This is a genomic window from Pseudomonas cannabina (genome assembly GCF_900100365.1).
In the GTDB taxonomy this organism is placed as follows: domain Bacteria; phylum Pseudomonadota; class Gammaproteobacteria; order Pseudomonadales; family Pseudomonadaceae; genus Aquipseudomonas; species Aquipseudomonas cannabina.
The window spans coordinates 1527615-1550064 of record NZ_FNKU01000001.1 but is presented as its reverse complement, the minus strand read 5'-3'; the positions used below and the strand labels follow the sequence as shown (position 1 = coordinate 1550064).

Here is a 22450-nt window from a genome sequence, read left to right as displayed (position 1 = left end):
ACGCAATGAAAGGTCTCAACCCCCTGTCCTTCCCCGCCCTGTTCGGTTCGGCGTTGCTGTTGAACGCCGTCATGTCTTTTCCGGCGCTGGCCGGGCTGCTGGAAAAAGGTCGTAGCGATGGCCTGACCGCAGGCATCGCCAACGAGCAGCCGTATGCCTACATCGGCACCGACGGCAAGGCCACAGGCGCCAATGTCGAGATACTGCGGGCGATTCTCGAACCGCTGGGCATCACGCAGATCGAGACACCTATCACTGACTTCGGCTCGCTGGTACCAGGCCTTGCCGCAGGCCGTTTCGATCTGATCGGCGCCGGTCTGTTCATCAACCCGAACCGCTGCAAAGTCATCTCGTTCTCCAACCCGGTAACGCGCTCCGGCGGTGCGTTCATCGTCAAGGCCGGTAACCCGCTGAACCTGCATAGCCTCAAAGACGTGGCCACCCACGGCAAAGCGCGGCTGGCCACGCAACCGGGCAGCAATCAGGTTCAGGAAGCCAAAGACAGCGGTATCGCCAACAGCAATGTGGTGCTGTTCGACAAGGACACCGAGGCGCTGGCCGCCTTGCAGGCCGGTCGGGTCGACGTGGTGTATTTCCCGGATGCAGAAGTCATCAGCCTGATCAAGAAAGCCAACAGTGCGGATATCGAGCGGGCCTTGCCGTTCGAGCAGATCCCGGATGCCAATGGCAAACCGAGCTGGAATTACCACGCCTACGGCCTGCCGAAAAACGATCCGGCCTTCGAGCAAGCGTTCAACGAGCAACTGGCCAGACTCCGGGCGTCGGGCGAACTGCTGAAGATTCTTGAAAAGTACGGCTACACCGAAAACGAGCTGGCTGAGCCGACCGTTACCGCAGCACAACGCTGCAACCTGTGACCTGCACGGCCCGCGAGGGCGCGCAGTAAAGGCCCTGAGCCACACGAGTAAGGCCATGCCTGTTGACCCTGCCACATTGGAAACCGCCGGTTTCATCGCCAGACAACTGGCGCACGGCGCACTGGTTACGCTGCAGATCACCTTCCTCGCCGAGTTGCTGGTGTTGGTGCTGTCCTTCGTCATCGCCCTGATGCGCCTGTCGCCGTTCCGGGCGCTGCGCTGGTTTGCCACGTTGTACGTCGAAGTATTGCGTGGTATTTCAGCGCTGGTGCTGCTGTTTTACCTGTTCTTCATCCTGCCGCTGTTCGGTATTCGCCTGTCGCCGATGACCACCGGAGTACTGGGTCTGGGCCTGACGTTTTCAGCCTACGGTTCGGAGATCATCCGTTCGGCACTGATCAACGTCAGCCAGGGGCAGCGCGATGCGGTGCGGGCACTGGATTTCGGGCCGGTCAGCGCGTTTCGCCGCCTCATCCTGCCGCAGGCCTTGCCGTTCATGATCCCGCCGATGGGCAATCAATTGGTCGAGCTGCTGAAAACCACCTCGCTGGTCTCGCTGATCACCCTCACCGACCTGACCTTCAGTGGCAGCCAGTTGGTCACCACGCTGGGCCAGCAGACACTGATCTGGAGCATCGTGCTGGTCTGCTATTTCATGATGGCTTGGCCGCTCAGCTGGCTGGTCAGGCGTTATGAACGACACGCGACGGCGTGGCGTCGGGCGAGGAATTGACCATGGAGTTCGATGTTGCATTCGCCTGGTCGATCATGCCCGAGCTGTTTCAGGGCTTGCTGGTCACCGTTCAGGTCGTGGTGCTGGGGTTTCTGCTGGCGGTGCTGCTGGGCCTGATTCTGGCGCTGGCATTACGCTCGCAGATCAGCCTCGTGCATTGCCTGAGTAAGGCTTACCTGAGCTTTTTCCGCAACACGCCGCTGATGGTTCAGTTGTATGTGCTGTTCTTCGCGCTGCCGCTGGCAGGCGTCACCTTCCCGGCGATCACCACCGGCGTGATCGGCCTGGGGTGCTATTACGCGGCTTATATCGCCGAGGCTTGTCGCGGCGCAATCGAAGATATCCCTGCCGGGCAATGGGAAGCGGCGCGTGCGCTGGACTTCGACCGGGGCGACACCTGGCGACGCATCATTCTGCCGCAGGCGTTGAAACCGATGCTGCCGGTGCTGGGCAACTACCTGATCGGCATGTTCAAGGAAACGCCGCTGCTGGCGGTGATCACCATCCCCGAACTGTTTCAGGCCGCCAAGCAGATCGCGGGCATGACCTATCGCTACAACGAGCCGTACACGGTGATGGCACTGATGTTCCTGGCGATCAGTGTGCCGACCTCGTTGTTGTTCAACTACCTGGAAAGGCGCAATCATGCCTGATCTCGCACACAACGCCGCCCTGCCCGCCACTGAGGTGCAGATACAGCTCAGGCAAGTGGTCAAGGACTTTGGTCGCAACCGGGTCATAGACCATCTGGATCTGAGCATCCCGCAAGGCCAGAAAGTCGCCTTGATCGGCCCGAGCGGTTCGGGCAAATCGACGGTGCTGCGCCTGATCAAGGGGCTGGAAAGCTACCAGCAAGGCCGCATTGAAGTGGCCGGCGAAGCGGTTCCGGCTCAAGCCTCACGCTGGCGCTGGCCCGGCTCGCGCAAGGCCCCGGTAATTCATCGGGTCGGCATGGTGTTCCAGCAATTCAATCTGTTTCCACACCTCACGGTGCAGGAAAACATTACCGAAGCACCATTGCGTGTGCTCAGGCTGGCCCGCGACGAGGCCTTGGAGCGTGCTCATCAATACCTCAGACTGGTCGGGCTCGCGCACAAGGCTGACGCCTACCCGAGTCAGCTCTCCGGTGGTCAGCAACAACGTGTGGCGATTGCCAGAGCCTTGGCCATGCGGCCGCAGATCATGCTGTTCGACGAGGTCACGTCAGCGCTGGACCCTGAACTGGTCGGTGAAGTGCTGGCGGTGATTCGCTCGATTGCCCATGAGTTTCAGATGACCATGCTGCTGGTGACCCACGAAATGAAATTCGCGCAGGACATCGCTGACCGGGTTTTATTCGTGGAGGGCGGGCGGATTGTGGCGGACGGCTCAGCCAGCGAAATCCTGCTGAACCCGGAGAATGAACGAACGCGACGCTTTCTGCAGTTGGTGGAGCAGCGCTGACGTACAGCGCTGCTTTTTGCTACACGGCCTGTTGCTACACGGCCTGATTGCAACAGGGCAATGACCATCAGATCCGGAAGCGCGCGACCATGCCTTGCAGGTTGCTGCCCAGGCGCGCCAGTTCCACGGTGGACGCCGCACTTTGCTCGGTGGCCGTGGCGGACTGATCGGCGATGTCACGCACGCTGATCACACTGCGGTTGATTTCATCGGTGACCGCGCTTTGCTCCTCGGCGGCTGCGGAAATCTGCTGACTCATTTGCTCGATAGTGCCGATCGAGTGAGTGATCTCCACCAACGCCTGCTCGGCCTGACGCGCCAACTGTACGGTGCCTTCGGTTCGTTGCCGGCTTGCGTCCATCAGATCCGAAGCCGCGCCGGTGCCCTGCTGCAAGGCCTGAATCAGCGCTTCGATTTCCGTGGTGGACTTTTGCGTGCGCTGGGCCAACGAGCGCACCTCATCGGCTACCACAGCAAAGCCACGCCCCTGCTCGCCTGCTCGCGCAGCTTCGATGGCGGCGTTGAGGGCCAACAGGTTGGTTTGCTCAGCGACCGCCTTGATCACATCGATCACTCCACCGATCTTGTCGCTGTCCTGAATCAAACGCTGCATGGCCTGGCCCAGTTGCCCGACTTCACCGGCCAGCTGGCTGATTTCGCGAGTGGCGTGTTGCACCACGCTGCTGCCATGGGCTGCACGCTCGCTGGCCTGCCTGGCGGCCTGCGAGGCGTCTTCGGTGTTTTGAGCGACTTCCTGCACGGTCGACGCCATCTGGTTCATGGCCGTCGCGACTTGATCGACCTCCATTTTCTGCTAGGTGACGCCCGCGCTGGTTTGTTCACTCACGGCCGACAGCTCTTCGGCTGCCGTGGCAATTTGTGTCACACCGTTGCTGATACCGCCGATCAAGGTACGCAGTGACACGGTCATGTGTTGCATGGTGTTTTGCAGCAGGCCCAGCTCGTCCTGTCGCGTGGTACTGATGTCGTTAGTCAGGTCACCGTCAGCAATGCGGCGGGCCGCGATCACTGTGGAGTCCAGCGGACGCGTGATTTGACGGGTAATCAGGATGGCAGCAAAGATACCCAGCAGCAGGACGATGGTGGCGACCGTGAACAACTGGGCCACGGCGCTGCTCTTTTCCTTGTTGGCGCTGACCACCTGACCCGCCATCAACCCTTCGGCACTTTTGACGATGTCCAGCGATTCCTGGCGCAGCGTGTCGCGGATCTGATCGTTCTGCTGCATCAGTTGCGAGATCGACACCATCAACAACTTGTACTGTTGCAGCGCCGCAAGGGCCGTATCGACCGCCGGGCCAGCCTGGCTCGGCAACCGGCTGCGTGCGCTGCCTACCTGAGCGATCAGCGAGTCTGCTGCATCAAAAGTGATCTGCCTGTTTTCGGCAGTCGGAATGCTGATATAGCGGCGGAAGACCAGACGAAAGTTGGTCATGCCGTTGCGCAGGTCGCCAGCAATCTTCACTTGATCGATGGCGTTCTGATCCAGCGCGCGCGATGCGTCCTCAAAGGTCTTTTGCAGAAGCGTTTCAAAGCTGCCGCTGACCTGCTCGGAAATGGCAATCAGCGGCTGCATGGCTTGATCGATTTTCTGGTTATTGTCCACCAACTGGCTGAACGTCTGCCTCAGACCACCCGCCTGATCGCGAATCCCTCTGAGCAATTCGGCGTTGGCCGGCACCGTCAGAATGCTCAGACCTTCTTCGATGGTCTTGCCCATGTTGTCCAGCGCGCTGCCGTAGCCCTGCGCGTTGCCGGCATCAGGCTTTGCGGTGTAGATCTGCGCAGCGATCCTGATACTCAGCGCATCGGCTTTCACTTCAGCCACCTTGGAGGCCTTGCCCAGCCGCTCGATCAGCAAATTGGCGCTGAGGTAACCAATCGTGGTCACCGTCAGTACGCCCAGTAATATCAGGCCGAAGCCTATGCTCAGCTTTTTACTGACTTTCAGATTGTCCAGCCATGTCGACTTCATCAAATGTTCGCCTTGGGTTGTTATCGTGATACCCAAAGATCGACGTGCGGACCAACAACTTGACGGCCAAGGCGATTGCAAAGATTGATCGCATGCATAGTCCGATTGCATGGGCTTTTAGTGTGTGTCTAGCGGATGCTCCACGCGCCGGATGGCCACGTCTGTTGCGCTCGCGCTGACTTTGCCGAGCGGACTCGAACAGCTGCCGATCACGTTGGCCGACAGGATCGGCGAGTGCTATGCGCATTCATCATTGCGAGTGATAGTAACCTTCGATTTATTCGATTCGTTAATGACACCCCCCGCCAACAGAATCCGCTCATTCATTATTCTCGGCGGAACTTCCCATGCCCCAGACAATCAGCCATCTGCGCTTTCCCCTCACCGCGCTCGCGCTCATCGTGATCAGCGCCTGCGGTCGTACGCCAGAAGCCACTTCAGCGCCTGGCGCAGCCAAGGTCAGCGTGGCCAAGGTGCTGGAGCAGCCGGTCAACGAATGGGATGAATTCACCGGTCGCCTTGAAGCGCCGGAAACCGTCGAAGTTCGTCCGCGCGTCTCAGGCCAGATCGATCAGGTCGCCTTCACCGACGGTTCGCTGGTCAAGAAAGGCGATTTGCTGTTCCAGATCGATCCCCGTCCGTTCCAGTCCGAAGTCCGCCGTCTCGAAGCCCAGTTGCAACAGGCCCGTGCCGTGGCTTCTCGCAGTGAAAGCGAAGCCCAGCGCGGTGAACGCCTGCGCAGCAACAATGCGATTTCCGCCGAGCTGGCCGACTCGCGCAGCACCTCGGCGCAAGAAGCCAAGGCCGGTGTTGCGGCGATCCAGGCGCAACTGGACCTGGCGCGACTGAACCTCAGCTTCACCCGCGTGACGGCACCGATTGCCGGTCGCGTCAGCCGCGCCGAGATCACCGCCGGGAACATTGTCACAGCCGATGTCACTCCGCTGACCAGCGTGGTCTCCACCGACAAGGTCTACGCCTACTTCGACGCTGACGAACGCGTGTTCCTCAAATACACCGAACTCGCTCGCAAGGGTCAACGCGGCCAGACCACCCCGGTTTACCTGGGGCTGTCCAATGAAACCGGCAACCCGCACCTGGGGCAGATGAACTTCGTCGATAACCAGGTCAACCCGAGGACCGGCACCATTCGCGGTCGCGCCGTTTTCGATAACGCGGATGGCAGCTTCACGCCAGGCCTGTACGCGCGCCTGAAACTGGTCGGCAGCGGCACTTATTCGGCGGTCCTGATCAACGACGAAGCGGTCGGCACCGACCTGGGCAAGAAGTTTGTTTTAGTGATGGACAAGGACAACAAGCCCGCCTACCGCGCCGTCGAGCTGGGCCCGAAAATCGAAGTCTTGCGCATCGTGCGCAACGGGCTGGGCAAGGACGACACCATCGTCGTCAAAGGGCTGCAACGCGTGCTTCCCGGTACGCCTGTGGACCCTGAAATGACACCGATGGCCAGCGCCGAGACCCTCGCTGCACTGCTCAAACAACGCCAGGCCCTCGACGCCAGCAACCAGCCAAACGTGACGCCCAAACCGGCCGTCAATATCGCCAGCGCTTCTGCGCCACGCGGCTAAGGGACTCGTCCGATGAACTTCTCCAAATTCTTTATCTCACGGCCGATCTTCGCCGCCGTGCTGTCGCTGCTGATCCTCATCGCCGGTTCCATCTCGCTGTTCCAGCTGCCGATTAGCGAATACCCGGAAGTTGTCCCGCCGACCGTCGTGGTCCGCGCCAACTTCCCCGGCGCCAACCCGAAGGTGATCGGCGAAACCGTCGCTTCGCCGCTGGAACAGGCGATTACCGGCGTCGAAGGCATGCTGTACATGTCCTCGCAAGCCACCGCCGACGGCAAGCTGACGCTGACCATCACCTTCGCACTGGGCACTGACCTGGACAACGCGCAGGTGCAGGTGCAAAACCGCGTGACCCGCAGCGAACCCAAATTGCCCGAAGAAGTGACGCGCATCGGTATCACCGTGGACAAGGCCTCCCCTGACCTGACCATGGTTGTGCACTTGACCTCGCCGGACAAGCGCTACGACATGCTGTACCTGTCCAACTACGCGGTGCTCAACATCAAGGACGAACTGGCGCGCCTCGGCGGCGTCGGCGACGTGCAGCTGTTCGGCATGGGCGATTACTCGCTACGCGTCTGGCTCGATCCGAACAAAACTGCGTCACGTAACCTGACCGCCACCGACGTGGTCAACGCGATTCGCGAGCAGAACCGCCAGGTCGCTGCTGGCCAACTGGGCTCTCCGCCCTCGCCGAATGCCACCAGCTTCCAGATGTCGATCAACACTCAGGGCCGCCTGGTCAGTGAGGAAGAGTTCGAAAACGTGGTGGTGCGTGCCGGTGCCGATGGCGAAATCACTCGCCTGAAGGATATTGCACGCATTGAACTGGGTTCCAGCCAGTACGCATTGCGCTCGCTGCTCAACAACCAGCCTGCGGTGGCAATCCCGATCTTCCAGCGTCCCGGCTCCAACGCTATCGACATTTCCAACGATGTACGGGCGCGGATGGCCGAACTGAAACAGAGCTTCCCGGAAGGGATGGATTACAGCATCGTTTATGACCCGACCATTTTCGTTCGTGGCTCCATCGAAGCGGTGATTCACACGCTGTTCGAAGCACTGATTCTGGTCGTGCTGGTGGTGATCCTGTTCCTGCAAACCTGGCGCGCCTCGATCATTCCACTGGTCGCCGTACCGGTTTCGCTGATCGGCACCTTCGCCGTGATGCACATGTTCGGCTTCTCGCTGAATGCATTGTCATTGTTCGGGCTGGTGCTGGCGATCGGGATTGTGGTGGACGATGCCATCGTGGTGGTGGAGAACGTCGAACGTAACATCGAACTGGGGCTTGAACCGGTCGCCGCCACGCACAAGGCCATGGCCGAAGTGACTGGCCCGATCATCGCGACGGCATTGGTGCTGTGCGCGGTGTTCGTACCTGCGGCGTTCATTTCCGGGCTCAGCGGACAGTTCTACAAACAGTTCGCGCTGACGATTGCCATCTCGGCGTTCAACTCGCTGACCCTGTCGCCGGCACTGGCCGCGGTATTGCTCAAAGCTCATGACGCACCCAAAGACGGCTTCTCGCGCTTCCTCGACAAGCTGCTCGGCGGCTGGTTGTTCCGCCCGTTCAACCGCTTTTTCGAAAAAGCCAGTCATGGCTATGTCGGCACGGTTGCCAGGGTCATTCGCAGCAGCGGCATCGCCTTGCTGGTGTATGCGGGCCTGATGGTCCTGACCTGGATGGGCTTTGCCAGCACACCGACCGGCTTCGTACCGAGCCAGGACAAGCAATACCTGGTTGCATTCGCCCAGTTGCCGGACGCCGCGAGCCTGGATCGCACCGAAGACGTCATCAAACGCATGTCCGAGCTGGCCCTTAAGCAGCCCGGCGTACAAGACGCGATCGCCTTCCCCGGCCTGTCGATCAACGGCTTCACCAACAGCCCCAACAACGGCGTAGTGTTCGTGACCCTCAAACCGTTCGATGAGCGCAAGGACGCCAGTCTGTCAGCCAACGCGATTGCCGGCGCGCTGAACGGCCAGTTCGCCTCGATTCAGGAAGCCTACATGGCGATCTTCCCGCCACCGCCGGTTCAGGGTCTGGGCACCATTGGCGGCTTCCGTCTGCAAATCGAAGACCGTGGCAACCTGGGCTATGACGAGCTGTAAAAGGAAACCCAGAACATCATTGCGAAAAGCCGCAGCGTGCCGGAACTGGCCGGGCTGTTTACCAGCTACACGGTGAACGTGCCACAGGTCGATGCCGCAATCGATCGTGAAAAAGCCAAGACGCATGGCGTGGCGGTCAGCGATATCTTCGACACCCTGCAGGTGTACCTGGGCTCGCTGTACGCCAACGACTTCAACCGGTTTGGTCGCACTTATCAGGTCAACGTTCAGGCTGAGCAGCAGTTCCGTCAGGACGCCGATCAGATTGCCCAGCTCAAAGTGCGCAACAACCTCGGCGAAATGATCCCGCTGGCCACCTTCGTCAAAGTCAGTGACACCGCAGGTCCCGACCGGGTCATGCACTACAACGGTTTCATCACCGCCGAAATCAACGGCGCTGCGGCACCAGGGTTCAGCTCTGGCCAGGCTCAGGCGGCGGTGGAAAAACTGCTTCGTGAAGAACTGCCCAGCGGCATGATCTACGAATGGACCGACCTGACCTATCAGCAGATCCTGTCGGGCAACACCGCGCTGTTCGTGTTCCCGCTCTGCGTACTGCTGGCGTTTCTGGTACTGGCGGCTCAGTACGAAAGCTGGAGCCTGCCGCTGGCCGTCATCCTGATCGTACCGATGACCCTGCTCTCGGCCATTGCCGGGGTGATGATTGCGGGTAGCGACAACAACATCTTCACCCAGATCGGCCTGATCGTACTGGTAGGTCTGGCGTGCAAGAACGCGATTCTGATCGTCGAGTTCGCCAAGGATAAACAGGCTGAAGGCATGAGCCCGCTGGATGCGGTGCTGGAGGCTTGCCGGCTGCGGCTGCGCCCGATTCTGATGACCTCGTTCGCGTTCATCATGGGCGTCGTACCGCTGGTCCTGTCCAGCGGTGCCGGTGCCGAAATGCGTCACGCGATGGGTGTTGCGGTGTTCTCCGGCATGCTCGGGGTCACCTTCTTCGGCCTGCTGCTGACACCGGTGTTCTACGTGTTGATCCGTAACTATGTCGAGCGCAAGGAAGCCCGCAAGGCCGCCCGTGCGCAGCCACTGCAAAAACTGCCTGCGGAGATGCATTGATGAGCGCGTTTAAACTCTTCATCCCGAGCCTGCTGGTCCTGGCGCTGGCAGCCTGCGCCGTCGGGCCGGACTACAAAGCGCCGCAGACGGCGCCGGCAAAGCTGGAGTCAGCGGCCCAGGGCAACTATGACCGCAGCAAGATGAACACCCAGTGGTGGCAGCAATTCGAGGACCCTACCCTCAATAAGCTGGTCGCCCGATCACTGGACGGCAACCGTGATCTGCGCATCGCATTTGCCCGCCTCAAGTCGGCACGGGCCATACGTGATGACGTCGCCAACGACATCATGCCGGTTGTGACCAGCCGCGCCAGCAGTGACATCGGCAAGGGTCAACAGCCCGGCATCACCGAGCGCCGGGTCAACAGCGAGCGCTATGACCTGGGCCTCGACATGGCGTGGGAAGTCGACCTGTTCGGGCGTATCCAGCGCCAGCTGGAAGCCAGCGATGCCGACCAGGACGCGGCCGAAGCCAATCTGTATCAGCTTCAGGTCACACTGATTGCCGAAGTGGTGGACGCTTACGGCCAACTGCGCGGAGCACAATTGCGTGAAGCCATCGCCCGCGACAATCTGACCAACCAGCAGAAGTCTCAGGACATCACCACTCAACTGCGCGATGCCGGGGTCGGCAACGAGCTGGACGTGGTGCGTTCCGACGCGCGGCTTGCTGCGGTCGAAGCCACGGTTCCGCAATTGCAGGCCGAACAGACTCGCCAGCGCAACCGCATCGCAACACTGTTGGGCGAACGCCCGGACACCCTCAGCGTCGACCTGAGCCCGAGCAAACTGCCCGCCATCGCCAAGGCCCTGCCGATCGGCGATGCAACGCAGGTGCTGCGCAATCGTCCCGACATACGCGCCGCCGAGCGTCAGCTTGCCGCGTCGACTGCGCGGATCGGCGTGGCGACAGCCGACCTGTTTCCGCGCGTCAGCCTGAGCGGTTTTCTGGGTTTTACCGCCGGGCGTGGCTCGCAGATAGGCTCGTCCGCCGCCAGAGCATGGTCGCTGGGCCCGAGCATCACTTGGGCAGCCTTCGATCTGGGCAGTGTCCGCGCGCAGATTCGCAGCGCCGATGCTGACGCCGAGGGTGCGCTGGCCAACTATGAGCAGCAGGTTTTGCTGGCCCTTGAGGAGTCGGAGAACGCGTTCAGTGACTACAACAAGCGCCAGCAACGTCTGGTGGCGCTGATGCGCCAGAGCGAGTCGAGCCGCGCCGCCGCCAGGCTGGCTTCGGTGCAATACCGCGAGGGCACTGCGGATTTCCTGGTGCTGCTGAACGCCGAGCGCGAACGTCTGGCCGCCGAGGATTCCCAGGCTCAAGCGGAAATCGAGCTGTATCGTGGCATCGTAGCGATCTACAAGGCATTGGGCGGCGGCTGGCAGCCCCAGGCCTGATCTGACCGACGGCCGACACAGCCCCGCGCTCTTTTCAGGACGCGGGGCTTTTTTGTCGCTGATCCGTTCGTCATACGATTGGCGTTTGACAGCTGCGACCCGCTATCCGAAGCTGCACCCCGTCAAGCACTGGAAACCGCTATGCCCAGATTGCCATTCAAGGGATTGTCGCCTCCCCCCGTTACTCGACGTCGCTGGTTGATCGGCGCAGCGGCCGCTGCGCTGCTAGTGCTTGCGCTGGCATTCTGGTGGTGGCGCACGCCGGCACAGACAGCGCCCGCCAAACTCAGCCATACCTACGAGCAGGCGCTGGAGCAGGCTCACGATGGCAAGCCCGGCGCGGCGCGCGTGCTGTATCAGCAGTTAGCGCGCACTGACCTGTCCGAGGCGCAGCGCATCAACCTGCTTGCCGAACTGAGCGACTACCCAAGCCCGCAGGCCCTCAAACTGCTGGATGCCGGGCTGGGGGATTCATCGCCGCGAATTCGCGAAGCCGCCATCGACGTCAGCGTCAAACTGGTTTCCAACAGCCAGCGCAGCCTGCTGCTCGGCCCGCTGCTGGATGACGACGACCAATCCGTCAGGTTTCACGCCACCGACGCCCTGCCGGGTCTGTCACCCGATGAGTTGGGGCTGTATTTTGCCGTTCTGCAGCAAAGTGCCGAGGTTTATCAGGAGGCACTGAAAAGTCGACCGCCGAGTGCACAGAATCAACTGCAACTGGCAAAACTGTATCTGCAGACTGGCGATCTCGAACCCGCCCTGAGCGCACTGCAACAAGCCACGGCACTTGATCCAGGTAACACTGAAGCAGCGCTGGCGCACATTGAACTGCTGGACCGCAAAGGCCAGGCCGAACAGGCGAGAGCCCTGTTCGCCCGGTTGCTGGAGCACAACCCCGGCTCATCGATGCTCCAGCATGCCTTGGGTATCTGGCTGCTGAACCACGGACAGGCTGAATTCGCCGTGCTCAGTCTGGCGAAGGCTGCCGAGCTCGCCCCTGAAAACAACGACTACCGTTACGACCTCGCCACCGCCTTGCATTCGCTGAACGAGCTGGAAGCTGCGCAAAAGCAGTTGACCCAGATTGTTCAGAACGACCCGGCTAATCGCAGGGCCCGGGTGCTGCTTGTCCAGTACTGGAAGGAAACCGGCCAGTTGCAGAACGTCCAGGTGCTGCTGGCCGAGCTGGAACAGCAGAACCCTGACGATCCGGCGCTGCAGCAAGGATTGTAGGGCCAGACGAGGCCTGAAAAACTGGCTCGATGCCATCTTCGAGGGTCGCCAAGAACCGCTTATCGAGCGGTCTGCAGACATTTCCGATAGGTCGATTTCTGATGGCCTTCATGGCTGTCAGATGTTTCTGACGTTGCACTGCGCCGAACCGATGCGGCACGTTTTCCATCATCGGCTAATATCGGAAATAACTTACAAGCCATCGCGCCGGATAACACAACAAACGTCCTGTATATCCAACAGCCACGCCTCACCTCATTTAATGATTTTGAAGAAGACTGTTTTCTAACTGAAAAAAAAGGCGCATCATTTGCGGGCTAGTGAGTTATAAAGACCCCGTATCTGCACATCCCCCCGCCGGGAAGGCCATGTTTGATCATTGAAGCCGCAGGTATCGGCCAGAACCGAGTGAGCAAATCGGCCAGACAGTTTTGTCTCATCGCTTTATTGGGCTGACAACAGCCATTACATTGTTGGAGTGTATTACTTGTCCAGACTTGCCGAGTTTCGAGCTGCAGAAAAAGCCCTTCAGGAACAGCTTGCACAGCTGGAATCGTTGAAGAATGACGCCGGATTGAAAAAGGAGATCGAGTTCGAGCAAAAGCTCAAAGAGCTGATGGGCGCCTATGGCAAAAGGCTGCGTGACATCATTGCAATCATGGACCCTGCAGGCGCCACGTCGCTGGTTGCACCGGCTGGCCCGAAACGTCGCCGCGCACGCGTCGTCAAGGTTTATCAAAACCCGCACACGGGCGAATTGATCGAGACCAAAGGCGGTAATCATCGCGGACTCAAAGCCTGGAAAGAACAATACGGTGTGGACACTGTTGATTCGTGGCTGCGTGCCTGATTCGAACTACGTCACCTGAAGCCCTGCACTTGCAGGGCTTTTTTCTGCCTGCGGCCCGTATGATTGCCTTCCCGTACAGCGGCTTGGGCTGATAGACCGACAGATAGACAGCGTGCTTGCAGTCCAGCGCTACGCGAACCTGTCAGCTTTGGGCGTGAGTAAGTGAACTGATTGGTACATATAACTTTGCGCAACAGCCCTATTGGGTACCGCAAAAATAATGACGCCAATAAACATTCTCGGGTTAAGCGATTCAGTGCACAGTTACAAATCTGAACATTTGCTGAATACCGTAGAGTAATTATTCAGTTTCTCAATTGTTACACGAGATTAAATCACTCTTTAAAGCAGGCGCGTAAGCCATTTGCCTTCGCTCAAGCGGCGCGGCAGAGCTTCACACTTTTTTCACATGGATTCTAAGATGATGAAGACCGCTAAAGGAATAGCGCCCCATGCCCGCCTCGGCGGGCTTCTTTTTGCCTGCAGTAAAGTCCACCTCATTGCACTGCGTCCAGGCGCAGGCTTTCGCGAATGTGCAGCGCCTCGTCCTTGTTGGCCGCATACCCCTGCGCCGACCCTGCATAGGACAACGACCAGGCCAGCTCTTTGCTAGCCGCCGCAACCAGCGTCTGGGTCAGTACGTGTACGCCATTCTGGGTGATGGTGCAGGTTGTCTCCAGTGCCGGCACCACACTGAGTCGACCTTCACGCACATGCGTACACGCGCTCTGCAAACCGCCACGGGCGAAATTGACCTGAATGGCTTTGCGCATTTCCAGCAATACACCGGACACATTGACCTCATGCCCCGGCGTCAGACGAGTCTGCGTCAGCTCCATGACCATCAGCGGGTTTCCATTCTGATCGTTTTTGACAGCGCGCTGTCTGACTTGCACGGAGGGCTGGGCGGGTGCATCCGATTCGGTCGCCAGTGACTCGACCTCCCAGCCCGCAGGCCAGACGATCATTGCGTCGGCGGCATGAGCACAGGCAGTGCCGAGCAGCAAAAAAAGGCCCAGGCCTGGCAAAAAACGTCGGTAGTGCGAAAGCATCATGGTCGGCTCGCCGGTACGGTGGACCGCAAATTCTGAGCCTGTTGCCGCCGCCGGGCAAGGGCGCAACGGGTTTATCCGCTGCCAGCGGTTTGGCACTGACCACCCTGCCCCGTATCATTTGTCACTAATTTGTACATCTGTTGGAGAAATATCGATGAGCTTGCACGAACTCAATACACATCCAGGCGTGACTGCCGAGCCTGAAGCGGCTACCCGGCAATTTGTGTTCAACCACACCATGCTGCGCGTCAAGGACATCACCCAATCGCTGGATTTCTACACCCGCGTGCTGGGTTTCAGCCTGGTTGAGAAGCGCGACTTCCCGGAAGCTGAATTCAGTCTGTATTTTCTTGCCCTGGTCGACAAGGCGCAGATCCCGCAGGACGATGCTGCGCGTAATGAATGGATGAAATCGATTCCGGGCATTCTGGAGCTGACTCACAACCACGGCACCGAGAACGATGCGACGGCGTCGTATCACAATGGCAACAGCGATCCGCGTGGCTTCGGTCACATCTGCGTGTCGGTGCCTGACGTGAAGGTTGCCTGCGAGCGCTTTGAGGCGTTGGGTGTGGACTTCCAGAAGCGCCTGTCCGACGGCCGCATGAACAGCTTGGCGTTCATCAAGGACCCGGATGGTTACTGGGTAGAAATTATCCAGCCGACGCCGCTTTGAGACCATCGCGGTCCTCATGACTGAGGGCTTCTCACGTTTCGAGCGTGAGCCAGTTGGTGTTGCGGACTGATCGAGAGATTCGGCAGTAACGAAAAAGCCCCGTCTGTTTACACAGGCGGGGCTTTTTGTTTTGCGCCTTGTATCAGGCTGGCGCGGAGGTGCGGATCAGATGGTCGAAGGCGCTCAGAGAGGCCTTGGCACCCTCGCCCAGGGCGATGATGATCTGCTTGTACGGTGCAACGGTGACGTCACCAGCCGCGAAGATGCCAGGAACAGAAGTTTCACCGCGAGAATCCACCACGATCTCGCCACGTGGCGACAATTCGATGGCGCCTCTGAGCCATTCGCTGTTTGGCAGCAGACCGATCTGGACGAAAATGCCTTCCAGTGGAACGGTGATTTCCTCGCCAGTGGTGCGGTTCTTGTAGCGCAAGCCGTTGACCTTCTGCTCGTCACCGGTCACTTCAGTGGTTTGCGCACTGGTGATCACTGTGACGTTCGGCAGGCTGTGCAGTTTACGCTGCAGAAGAGCATCGGCGCGCAGTTGCACGTCGAATTCCAGCAAAGTCACGTGTGACACGATCCCCGCCAGGTCGATGGCAGCCTCGACACCTGAGTTACCGCCACCAATCACGGCAACGCGTTTGCCTTTGAACAGCGGACCGTCGCAATGCGGGCAGTAGGCCACGCCCTTGTTACGATACTGCTGCTCGCCCGGAACGGTCATCTCCCTCCAGCGCGCGCCAGTGGCAAGGATGACGGTCTTGGCCTTGAGGCTCGCACCGCTGGCGAATTTCACTTCGTGCAGCTGACCGGCTGCACCAGGAATCAGCTTGTCGGCGCGTTGCAGGTTCATGATGTCGACTTCGTACTGCTTGACGTGTTCTTCAAGCGCCACAGCCAGCTTCGGCCCTTCAGTGTGCTGTACCGAGATGAAGTTCTCGATCGCCATGGTGTCCAGCACCTGACCGCCAAAGCGCTCAGCCGCCACACCGGTACGAATACCTTTGCGAGCCGCATAGACCGCAGCCGCCGAACCGGCAGGGCCGCCGCCAACCACCAGCACGTCGAACGCGTCTTTGGCATTGAGTTTCTCGGCCTGACGCGCACCGGCACCGGTGTCGATCTTGGCCAGAATCTCTTCCAGGCCCATGCGGCCCTGACCGAACAGCTCGCCGTTCAGGTAGATGCTCGGCACCGACATGATCTTGCGCTCGGTGACTTCGTCCTGGAACAACGCGCCGTCGATGGCGACGTGCTTGATGCCGGGGTTCAATACTGCCATCAGGTTCAACGCCTGGACGACGTCCGGGCAGTTCTGGCAGGACTGCGAGAAATAAGTTTCGAAATGGAACTCGCCTTGCAGAGCGCGAACCTGTTCGATGGTTTCTGCACTGACCTTGGGTGGGTAGCCGCCAACTTGCAGCAGCGCCAGGACCAGCGAGGTGAATTCGTGACCCATGGGGATACCGGCGAAACGCAGGCTGATATCGTGGCCAGGGCTGCTCAGCGAGAACGACGGCGTACGCGCATCGGTGCCGCTGTCGTTCAGGGTGACGTCTTTGGAAACACTGATTACGTCGTTGAGCAGTGCAAGCATTTCCTGAGACTTCGCGCCGTCATCAAGGGACGCGACGATCTCGATGGGGCGAGTGACCCGCTCCAGGTAGGATTTCAACTGGGCTTTAAGATTGGCGTCCAACATGTGGCGACTTCCTGTTTTACGAAGGGTAGAAATAACAACGCCCAGGCGATTACCGCCCGGGCGTTTTTTGGGGCGATGCGGCTTACTTGCTCAAGAGCTCAACGCCCCCAGCCGATTCATGCGAATCAGATCTTGCCGACCAGGTCCAGAGACGGAGCCAGAGTAGCCTCGCCTTCTTTCCACTTGGCTGGGCAGACTTCGCCCGGGTGAGCAGCGACGTACTGAGCAGCCTTGATCTTGCGCAGCAGCTCGGAAGCATCACGGCCTACACCACCGTCGTTCAGTTCGACGATTTTGATCTGGCCTTCAGGGTTGATCACGAACGTGCCGCGATCCGCCAGACCGGCTTCTTCGATCAGCACGTCGAAGTTGCGCGAGATAGTCAGCGTCGGGTCACCGATCATGGTGTACTGGATTTTGCCGATTGCTGGCGAAGTGTTGTGCCATGCAGCGTGAGCAAAATGGGTGTCAGTCGACACGCTGTAGATTTCAACGCCCAGCTTCTTGAAGGCTTCGTAGTTGTCAGCCAGGTCTTCCAGCTCGGTCGGGCACACAAAGGTGAAGTCAGCCGGGTAGAAGAATACGACAGACCACTTGCCTTTGAAGTCAGCGTCCGAAACGTCAACGAAAGCGCCGTTCTTGAACGCAGTAGCCTTGAACGGTTTTACTTGGCTGTTGATGATAGGCATCGGTATATCTCCTGATGGATTGGATGGGTTGTGAATTCGATGGAGTGAAGCTTACGCATCATCAGTGACAATCGCTCATTGGCAAACCTCATGTCACCCATTGCTTTTCGCTATGAAGGCAGCTTATCAATAGAAGAAACCTTCAGGCCGCTCACTGCCTCGGAGTAGCCCGGGAACGGCGCGGCGTCAATGTAACGCATTGCGGACTTGATGTCCCTCCAGCCAACGTAGGCCATCAGCGACTTGAGGTCCCAGCCGTTGCTGTGCGCCCAGCTCGCAAAACCCCGCCGCAACGAGTGACTGGTGTACTGCGACGCTTCGACCCCCGCGCGTGCGAACGCCTGGCGCAGCAAAGGAATGACGCTATTGGCGTGCAGGCCCTCCTCGCCCAGATTGCCCCAGCGGTCGACCGCTCTAAACACCGGACCGCGCACCAGCGCAGCACAGTTGACCCATTCGATGTACGCCTGCACCGGGCACAACCGCTGCAACGCCGGCGTCTGGTAAGTCTTGCCTATATTCTCGCGATCACCTTTGCTGCGCGGCAGGTACAGACTGATGCCTGACCCGGCAGTTGCCTTGACGTCCTGCACCTGCAGGCGGCACAGCTCATCACTGCGAAAGCCCCGCCAGAAGCCCATCAATATCAGCGCCGTATCACGACGACAGCGCAACAACCGTGGTTGATCGTGGTGCGCGTCAGCATCGCTGGCTTCCAGCTCCAGTGCAGCGACGACCCTTTCCAGGTCTTGTAACTGCAAGGGTTCGGCCTGCTTTTCCTGCGCCGGGTGCAGGGCGCGAATGCCCTTGAGCACCTTGCGCACCATCGGCGCCTTGGTCGGATCGACAAAACCTTGGCTGACATGCCACTGCGACAGCGCAGAAAGCCGCAGCTTCAAGGTATTGACCGACAGCGTCCCCGCATAGCTGGCCAGATAACGCGCAATGCTTTCGCTGGTCGCTGGCAAAAAGCCGCCCCACGACACTTCAAAATGCTCGACGGCGGCCCGGTAACTGCGCCGCGTGTTGTCACGGGTTGCGGCATCGATGTAGCGATCAATGTCATTCATGGCTCAAGCCTGCAAATCGTACGGGATCAGGCGCAAAAAACCGCTCAGATCCGCCTGACACGGGATAATACGCCAATATCCCGCGTTATTTAATTCTAAAAATGACGAATTTGAACCACTCCTATAGTATGTAATTACAGAGTACATACCACAGTACGAAATCGTAGGAGTAATCATGGCTCGGGGCGGCGTAAACAAGGCTTTGGTGCAGAAAGCAAGGGTCGCCCTGCTGGCCAGAGGCGAAAACCCCAGTATCGATGCGGTACGCATTGAAATGGGCAACACCGGCTCGAAGACCACCATCCATCGCTACCTTAAAGAGCTGGATACAGCGCACGCATCGGCCCCCGACATCAATGAGGAGCTCACCGAACTGGTGGCGCGTCTCGCCCAACGGCTTGAGGAACAGGCCCGAGAGCGTATCGACCAGGCGCACGAGAAGTACGAAACCAGCTGTAATGATTTACGGCAGCAACTTTCAACCGCTCAGCAACAGATCGACGAACTGCAAAAACACCTGCAGCAGCGGGATGAGACGCTTGAACAGCAGGCCGCCGCCCTGCTCCACACTCAACAGACGCTTCAGAGCACCCAGACCGAGCAGGCCCGACTGCTTCAGGCCAGGCTTGACCTGGAGGCGCGCCTGCAAGACAAGGATGGGCAGATAGGCTCATTGGAAGAGAAACATCAGCATGCTCGCGAAGCGCTTGAGCACTATCGCAACTCGATCAAGGATCAGCGTGAACACGAGCAACAACGTCATGAAGGTCAGGTTCAGCAGCTGCAGATGGAGTTGCGGCAGGCACAACAAAGTCTGGCCATGCGCCAGGAAGACATTACGCAACTGAATCGCGACAACGAAAGATTGCTGGCCGAGAACCGCACCGCACAACGCGAATTGCACCGCCAGCAAGACCTGCTGAGCAAGGCAACCCTTCAGGCGACCGCTTCAGCCGAGCAGCAGCAACAAGCGCGCACCCACTGCGCACTGCTGGAGGACAGGCTGGGCAGCCTGCAAGACGAAGCGGCCGCACTCAGGCAGAACCTGACAGACGCTCAGCAGCAAAACCGGGTTCTGGAGTTACTGCTGACCAAAAAGGAAGTTGCCCTGGAAAACCTGCAACACCAGACCCGCCAGGCTGCAAAACCCAAAGCCAGCGCCAAGAAGCCGCCAGCCAGCACGTGAGACATCAACCCGCTAGGCGACAGGACAAGGCAGATAAAGATGGACCTCGGTACCTTGCCCTTCGACGCTGTCAATCTGCACGTGCCCGCCCGCCTGCTTGATGAAACCGTAGACCATCGACAAGCCCAGCCCGGTGCCCTGACCGACAGGTTTGGTGGTGAAAAACGGATCGAATACCCGGTCGATAACGCTTTGAGCAATTCCACACCCCGTGTCCTCGACACTGAGCCGCACGTAATCGCCCGCAGGCAGCGCCCCCTGCCGCACCGCATGCTTTACCGACTGGCTGCGCACCCGGACTTGCCCACCCTCAGGTACGGCATCGCGAGCATTTATCACCAGATTCAACAAGGCATTTTCCAGTTGATGTTCGTCGGTATGGATAACGCTTAACCCTTCTTCAAGCTCGATGCGCAACGCCGCACGGCTGCCAAGCGTGCCTCGCAACAACGCCTCCATCGACCGCACCATGCGATTGATATCCACCGCACTGACATCCAGCGACTGACGTCGCGCAAATGTCAGCAACCTCTGGGTCAGCACTGCCGCGCGATTGGCCGACGCGGTTGCCGCGTCTATATAGGGCTCCACCTCATCGCCACGCCCGGCTGCCAGGCGACGCTTGACTAGCTCCAGCGCCCCCAGCACCCCGGAAAGCATATTGTTGAAATCATGGGCGATGCCGCCCGTCAACTGGCCGATAGCGTCCATCTTTTGTGCATGACGCAGCACCTCTTCAGCCTGGGCACGCTCGGCAATCTCGACCTGTAATAACTCATAGGCTTTGGCCAGCTCACGGGTTCGCGCTTCAACGCGCATCTCCAGACTTTCATTGAGATCGCGCAAGGCTTCTTCAGCCTTGACCTGGGCGGTGATGTCAGTGTGGGTGCCCAGCCAGTGGGTGATATGGCCGTGCACGTCGCGAATGGGCTGTGCCCGTGACAGAAACCAGTTGAAGACGCCATCTTTGCCCCGCAACGGAAACGTATCTTCCCAGACAGAGCCGGTCGCAAAGCAGTATTGCAGCCTCGCCACCACCCGCTCTCGGTGCTCGGGGTGCAGAACCGATCGCCAGCCCAGCGCCTTCATGGCTTCAAACGAAGCGCCGGTGTAGGAGTACCAGCGCTGGTTGTACCAATTGACCTGGCCGCGCGGGTCGGCGGTCCAGGCAAGCTGGCTCATGTTGTCGGCCAGCGTCTTGAACGGCTGTTCGCTTTCGCGCAACACGTCGGTGTGTTGCCGGACTTCAGAGCTTTGCCCCTCCGTGTGAAGGGGCGTGCAAATCGACGGTTTGCTTTTATTCACTATAGGGTTCCGTCCAGTTCAAGCAGTTACCCCGGAGATCATCCTGACCTCCGGGCGCCGCAATTTATCGCTGTACCGGGGTGCGCATGGTGACGAACTCTTCCGCTGCGGTCGGGTGCACGCCGATCGTATCGTCGAACACCTGCTTGGTCGCGCCAGCCTTGATGGCAATCGCCAGGCTTTGCACGATTTCGCCAGCGTCCGGCCCCACCATATGGCAACCCAGCACTCGATCCGTTTTGGCATCCACCACCAGCTTCATCAACGTGCGCTCCTGATCATCAGTCAGGGTCAACTTCATCGGCCGAAAACGACTTTCGAAAACCTGAATCTCATGACCCGCCTTGATCGCGTCTTCTTCGGTCAAACCCACAGTGCCAATATTCGGCAGGCTGAAAACCGCTGTCGGAATGTGATTGTAGTCCACAGGACGGTATTGCTCAGGCTTGAACAGACGTCGCGCCAGCGCCATGCCTTCCGCCAGCGCAACCGGGGTCAATTGCACACCACCGATAACGTCGCCGATCGCCAGAATGGAGGGCTCGCTGCTCTGATAATGCTCGTCGACCTTGATGTAGCCATGCTCGTCAAGCTTGACGTCGACGCTGTCCAGACCGAGGTTATCGAGCATCGGTCGACGCCCCGTCGCGTAAAACACGCAGTCCGTTTCCAGCGTGCCGCCGTCCTTCATCGTCAACAGCAGACTCCCGTCGGACTGCTTGTCGATACGCGCGATGTCGCTGTTGAAACGGATATTCATGTGGCGCTTGAGCAGCTCCTCATGAAGATGGGTGCGCACACTGCCATCGAAGCCGCGCAAGAACAGTTCGCCACGGTAGACCAGCGTGGTATCGGCACCCAGCCCGTTGAAAATCGATGCAAACTCCACGGCAATGTAGCCACCGCCGACGACCACAATGCGTTTTGGCAGCGTCTTGAGGTAGAACGCTTCGTTAGACGTAATCGCGTGCTCGCGCCCTGGCACATCGGGCACTTGCGGCCAGCCACCGGTGGCGATCAGAATGCGCTCGGCGCTGTACGTCTGACCGTTGATCTCGACCTGCTGTGCACCGACGAGCTTCGCATGACCTTCCAGCAGCGTGACACCGCTGTCGACCAGCAGCTTTCGGTAGATACCGTTCAGTCGATTGATTTCGCGGTCCTTGTTGGCGATCAGCATTGACCAGTCGAATTCAGCCTCGCCCAATGACCAGCCAAAACCCTTGGCATGCTCGAAGTCTTCGGAAAAATGCGCCCCGTACACCAGCAGCTTCTTGGGCACACACCCCACATTCACGCAGGTTCCTCCCAGATAGCGGCTTTCAGCCACCGCTACCCGAGCACCAAAACCGGCCGCAAAACGTGCCGCTCTGACGCCACCCGAACCGGCACCGATTACAAACAGATCAAAATCAAAGGCCATTGATATCTCCTGGACAGAGGGACAGCA

18 protein-coding genes and 1 pseudogene are annotated in these 22450 nt (G+C 59.3%); 11 read left to right on the top strand and 8 right to left on the bottom strand.

Features of this window, described 5'->3' with window-relative positions; genetic code table 11:
• Window positions 1-5 precede the first annotated feature (5 nt).
• From ehuB to BLT55_RS07315, 4 genes are read left to right on the top strand one after another with little or no spacing between them, the layout of a single operon-like run.
• Window positions 6-878 (top strand): ectoine/hydroxyectoine ABC transporter substrate-binding protein EhuB, encoded by an 873-nt coding sequence (gene ehuB / locus BLT55_RS07330; RefSeq protein WP_054999462.1) that lies wholly within the window; start codon window positions 6-8, stop codon window positions 876-878.
• A gap of 55 nt (window positions 879-933) precedes the next feature.
• Window positions 934-1611 carry an ectoine/hydroxyectoine ABC transporter permease subunit EhuC gene (gene ehuC, locus BLT55_RS07325; protein WP_054999463.1) on the top strand — a complete coding sequence of 226 codons (678 nt, stop codon included), beginning with the start codon at window positions 934-936 and terminating at the stop codon, window positions 1609-1611.
• A gap of 2 nt (window positions 1612-1613) precedes the next feature.
• Complete coding sequence (ehuD, locus tag BLT55_RS07320; RefSeq protein WP_054999464.1) at window positions 1614-2264, top strand: ectoine/hydroxyectoine ABC transporter permease subunit EhuD; 651 nt, start codon at window positions 1614-1616, stop codon at window positions 2262-2264.
• Window positions 2257-3054, top strand: a complete 798-nt coding sequence (locus BLT55_RS07315) for an amino acid ABC transporter ATP-binding protein (protein WP_054999465.1) — start codon at window positions 2257-2259, stop codon at window positions 3052-3054. Before ehuD ends, BLT55_RS07315 begins: the two co-directional genes overlap by 8 nt.
• Before the next feature lie 67 nt (window positions 3055-3121).
• Here the strand turns inward: BLT55_RS07315 and BLT55_RS34710 are convergent, their stop codons facing one another.
• Together BLT55_RS34710 and BLT55_RS34705 are read right to left on the bottom strand one after the other, a co-directional pair.
• Complete coding sequence (locus BLT55_RS34710) at window positions 3122-3826, bottom strand: methyl-accepting chemotaxis protein (protein WP_371745308.1); 705 nt, start codon at window positions 3824-3826, stop codon at window positions 3122-3124.
• 42 nt (window positions 3827-3868) lie between these two features.
• Window positions 3869-5050: a methyl-accepting chemotaxis protein gene (locus BLT55_RS34705; protein ID WP_375233481.1), complete on the bottom strand. Its 1182-nt coding sequence runs from the start codon at window positions 5048-5050 to the stop codon at window positions 3869-3871.
• 347 nt (window positions 5051-5397) lie between these two features.
• Here BLT55_RS34705 and mexE point away from each other — a divergent pair, with 347 nt between their 5' ends.
• The 5 genes and pseudogenes from mexE (at window position 5398) to BLT55_RS07285 (ending at window position 13314) form a co-directional block, all read left to right on the top strand.
• The gene (gene mexE / locus BLT55_RS07305; RefSeq protein ID WP_054999466.1) at window positions 5398-6639 is read left to right on the top strand and encodes a multidrug efflux RND transporter periplasmic adaptor subunit MexE; all 1242 of its coding nucleotides are present in this window, start codon (window positions 5398-5400) and stop codon (window positions 6637-6639) included.
• A gap of 12 nt (window positions 6640-6651) precedes the next feature.
• A pseudogene (locus BLT55_RS07300) lies at window positions 6652-9831 on the top strand (efflux RND transporter permease subunit).
• Window positions 9831-11228, top strand: a complete 1398-nt coding sequence (locus tag BLT55_RS07295; RefSeq protein ID WP_054999467.1) for an efflux transporter outer membrane subunit — start codon at window positions 9831-9833, stop codon at window positions 11226-11228. The pseudogene BLT55_RS07300 and the gene BLT55_RS07295 overlap by 1 nt, the downstream one beginning before the upstream one ends.
• Window positions 11229-11369: 141 nt before the next feature.
• Window positions 11370-12464, top strand: a complete 1095-nt coding sequence (locus tag BLT55_RS07290; RefSeq protein WP_074800229.1) for a tetratricopeptide repeat protein — start codon at window positions 11370-11372, stop codon at window positions 12462-12464.
• A gap of 487 nt (window positions 12465-12951) precedes the next feature.
• Window positions 12952-13314 carry a histone-like nucleoid-structuring protein, MvaT/MvaU family gene (locus tag BLT55_RS07285; RefSeq protein WP_054999968.1) on the top strand — a complete coding sequence of 121 codons (363 nt, stop codon included), beginning with the start codon at window positions 12952-12954 and terminating at the stop codon, window positions 13312-13314.
• Window positions 13315-13811: 497 nt separating this feature from the next.
• On the opposite strand, the gene BLT55_RS07280 is transcribed toward BLT55_RS07285, so the two are convergent.
• Complete coding sequence (locus BLT55_RS07280) at window positions 13812-14369, bottom strand: DUF4946 domain-containing protein (RefSeq protein WP_054999967.1); 558 nt, start codon at window positions 14367-14369, stop codon at window positions 13812-13814.
• A 154-nt stretch (window positions 14370-14523) separates the two neighbouring features.
• Between BLT55_RS07280 and gloA the strand changes: the two genes are divergently transcribed.
• Complete coding sequence (gloA, locus tag BLT55_RS07275; protein WP_054999966.1) at window positions 14524-15045, top strand: lactoylglutathione lyase; 522 nt, start codon at window positions 14524-14526, stop codon at window positions 15043-15045.
• A gap of 142 nt (window positions 15046-15187) precedes the next feature.
• Here gloA and ahpF read toward each other — a convergent pair whose 3' ends face one another.
• The 3 genes from ahpF to BLT55_RS07260 form a co-directional block, all read right to left on the bottom strand.
• Window positions 15188-16750 carry an alkyl hydroperoxide reductase subunit F gene (gene ahpF, locus BLT55_RS07270; protein WP_054999965.1) on the bottom strand — a complete coding sequence of 521 codons (1563 nt, stop codon included), beginning with the start codon at window positions 16748-16750 and terminating at the stop codon, window positions 15188-15190.
• Window positions 16751-16875: 125 nt separating this feature from the next.
• Window positions 16876-17439 (bottom strand): alkyl hydroperoxide reductase subunit C, encoded by a 564-nt coding sequence (gene ahpC / locus BLT55_RS07265; protein WP_007249375.1) that lies wholly within the window; start codon window positions 17437-17439, stop codon window positions 16876-16878.
• Window positions 17440-17549: 110 nt separating this feature from the next.
• Window positions 17550-18509 carry a site-specific integrase gene (locus BLT55_RS07260; RefSeq protein WP_054999964.1) on the bottom strand — a complete coding sequence of 320 codons (960 nt, stop codon included), beginning with the start codon at window positions 18507-18509 and terminating at the stop codon, window positions 17550-17552.
• A gap of 175 nt (window positions 18510-18684) precedes the next feature.
• Between BLT55_RS07260 and BLT55_RS07255 the strand changes: the two genes are divergently transcribed.
• Entirely contained in the window at window positions 18685-19695 is a 1011-nt protein-coding gene (locus BLT55_RS07255; protein ID WP_054999963.1) for a DNA-binding protein, read from the top strand.
• 12 nt (window positions 19696-19707) lie between these two features.
• On the opposite strand, the gene BLT55_RS07250 is transcribed toward BLT55_RS07255, so the two are convergent.
• Together BLT55_RS07250 and gorA are read right to left on the bottom strand one after the other, a co-directional pair.
• Entirely contained in the window at window positions 19708-21000 is a 1293-nt protein-coding gene (locus BLT55_RS07250; RefSeq protein WP_054999962.1) for a PAS domain-containing sensor histidine kinase, read from the bottom strand.
• 64 nt (window positions 21001-21064) lie between these two features.
• Window positions 21065-22423 carry a glutathione-disulfide reductase gene (gene gorA / locus BLT55_RS07245; RefSeq protein WP_054999961.1) on the bottom strand — a complete coding sequence of 453 codons (1359 nt, stop codon included), beginning with the start codon at window positions 22421-22423 and terminating at the stop codon, window positions 21065-21067.
• Window positions 22424-22450 lie beyond the last annotated feature (27 nt).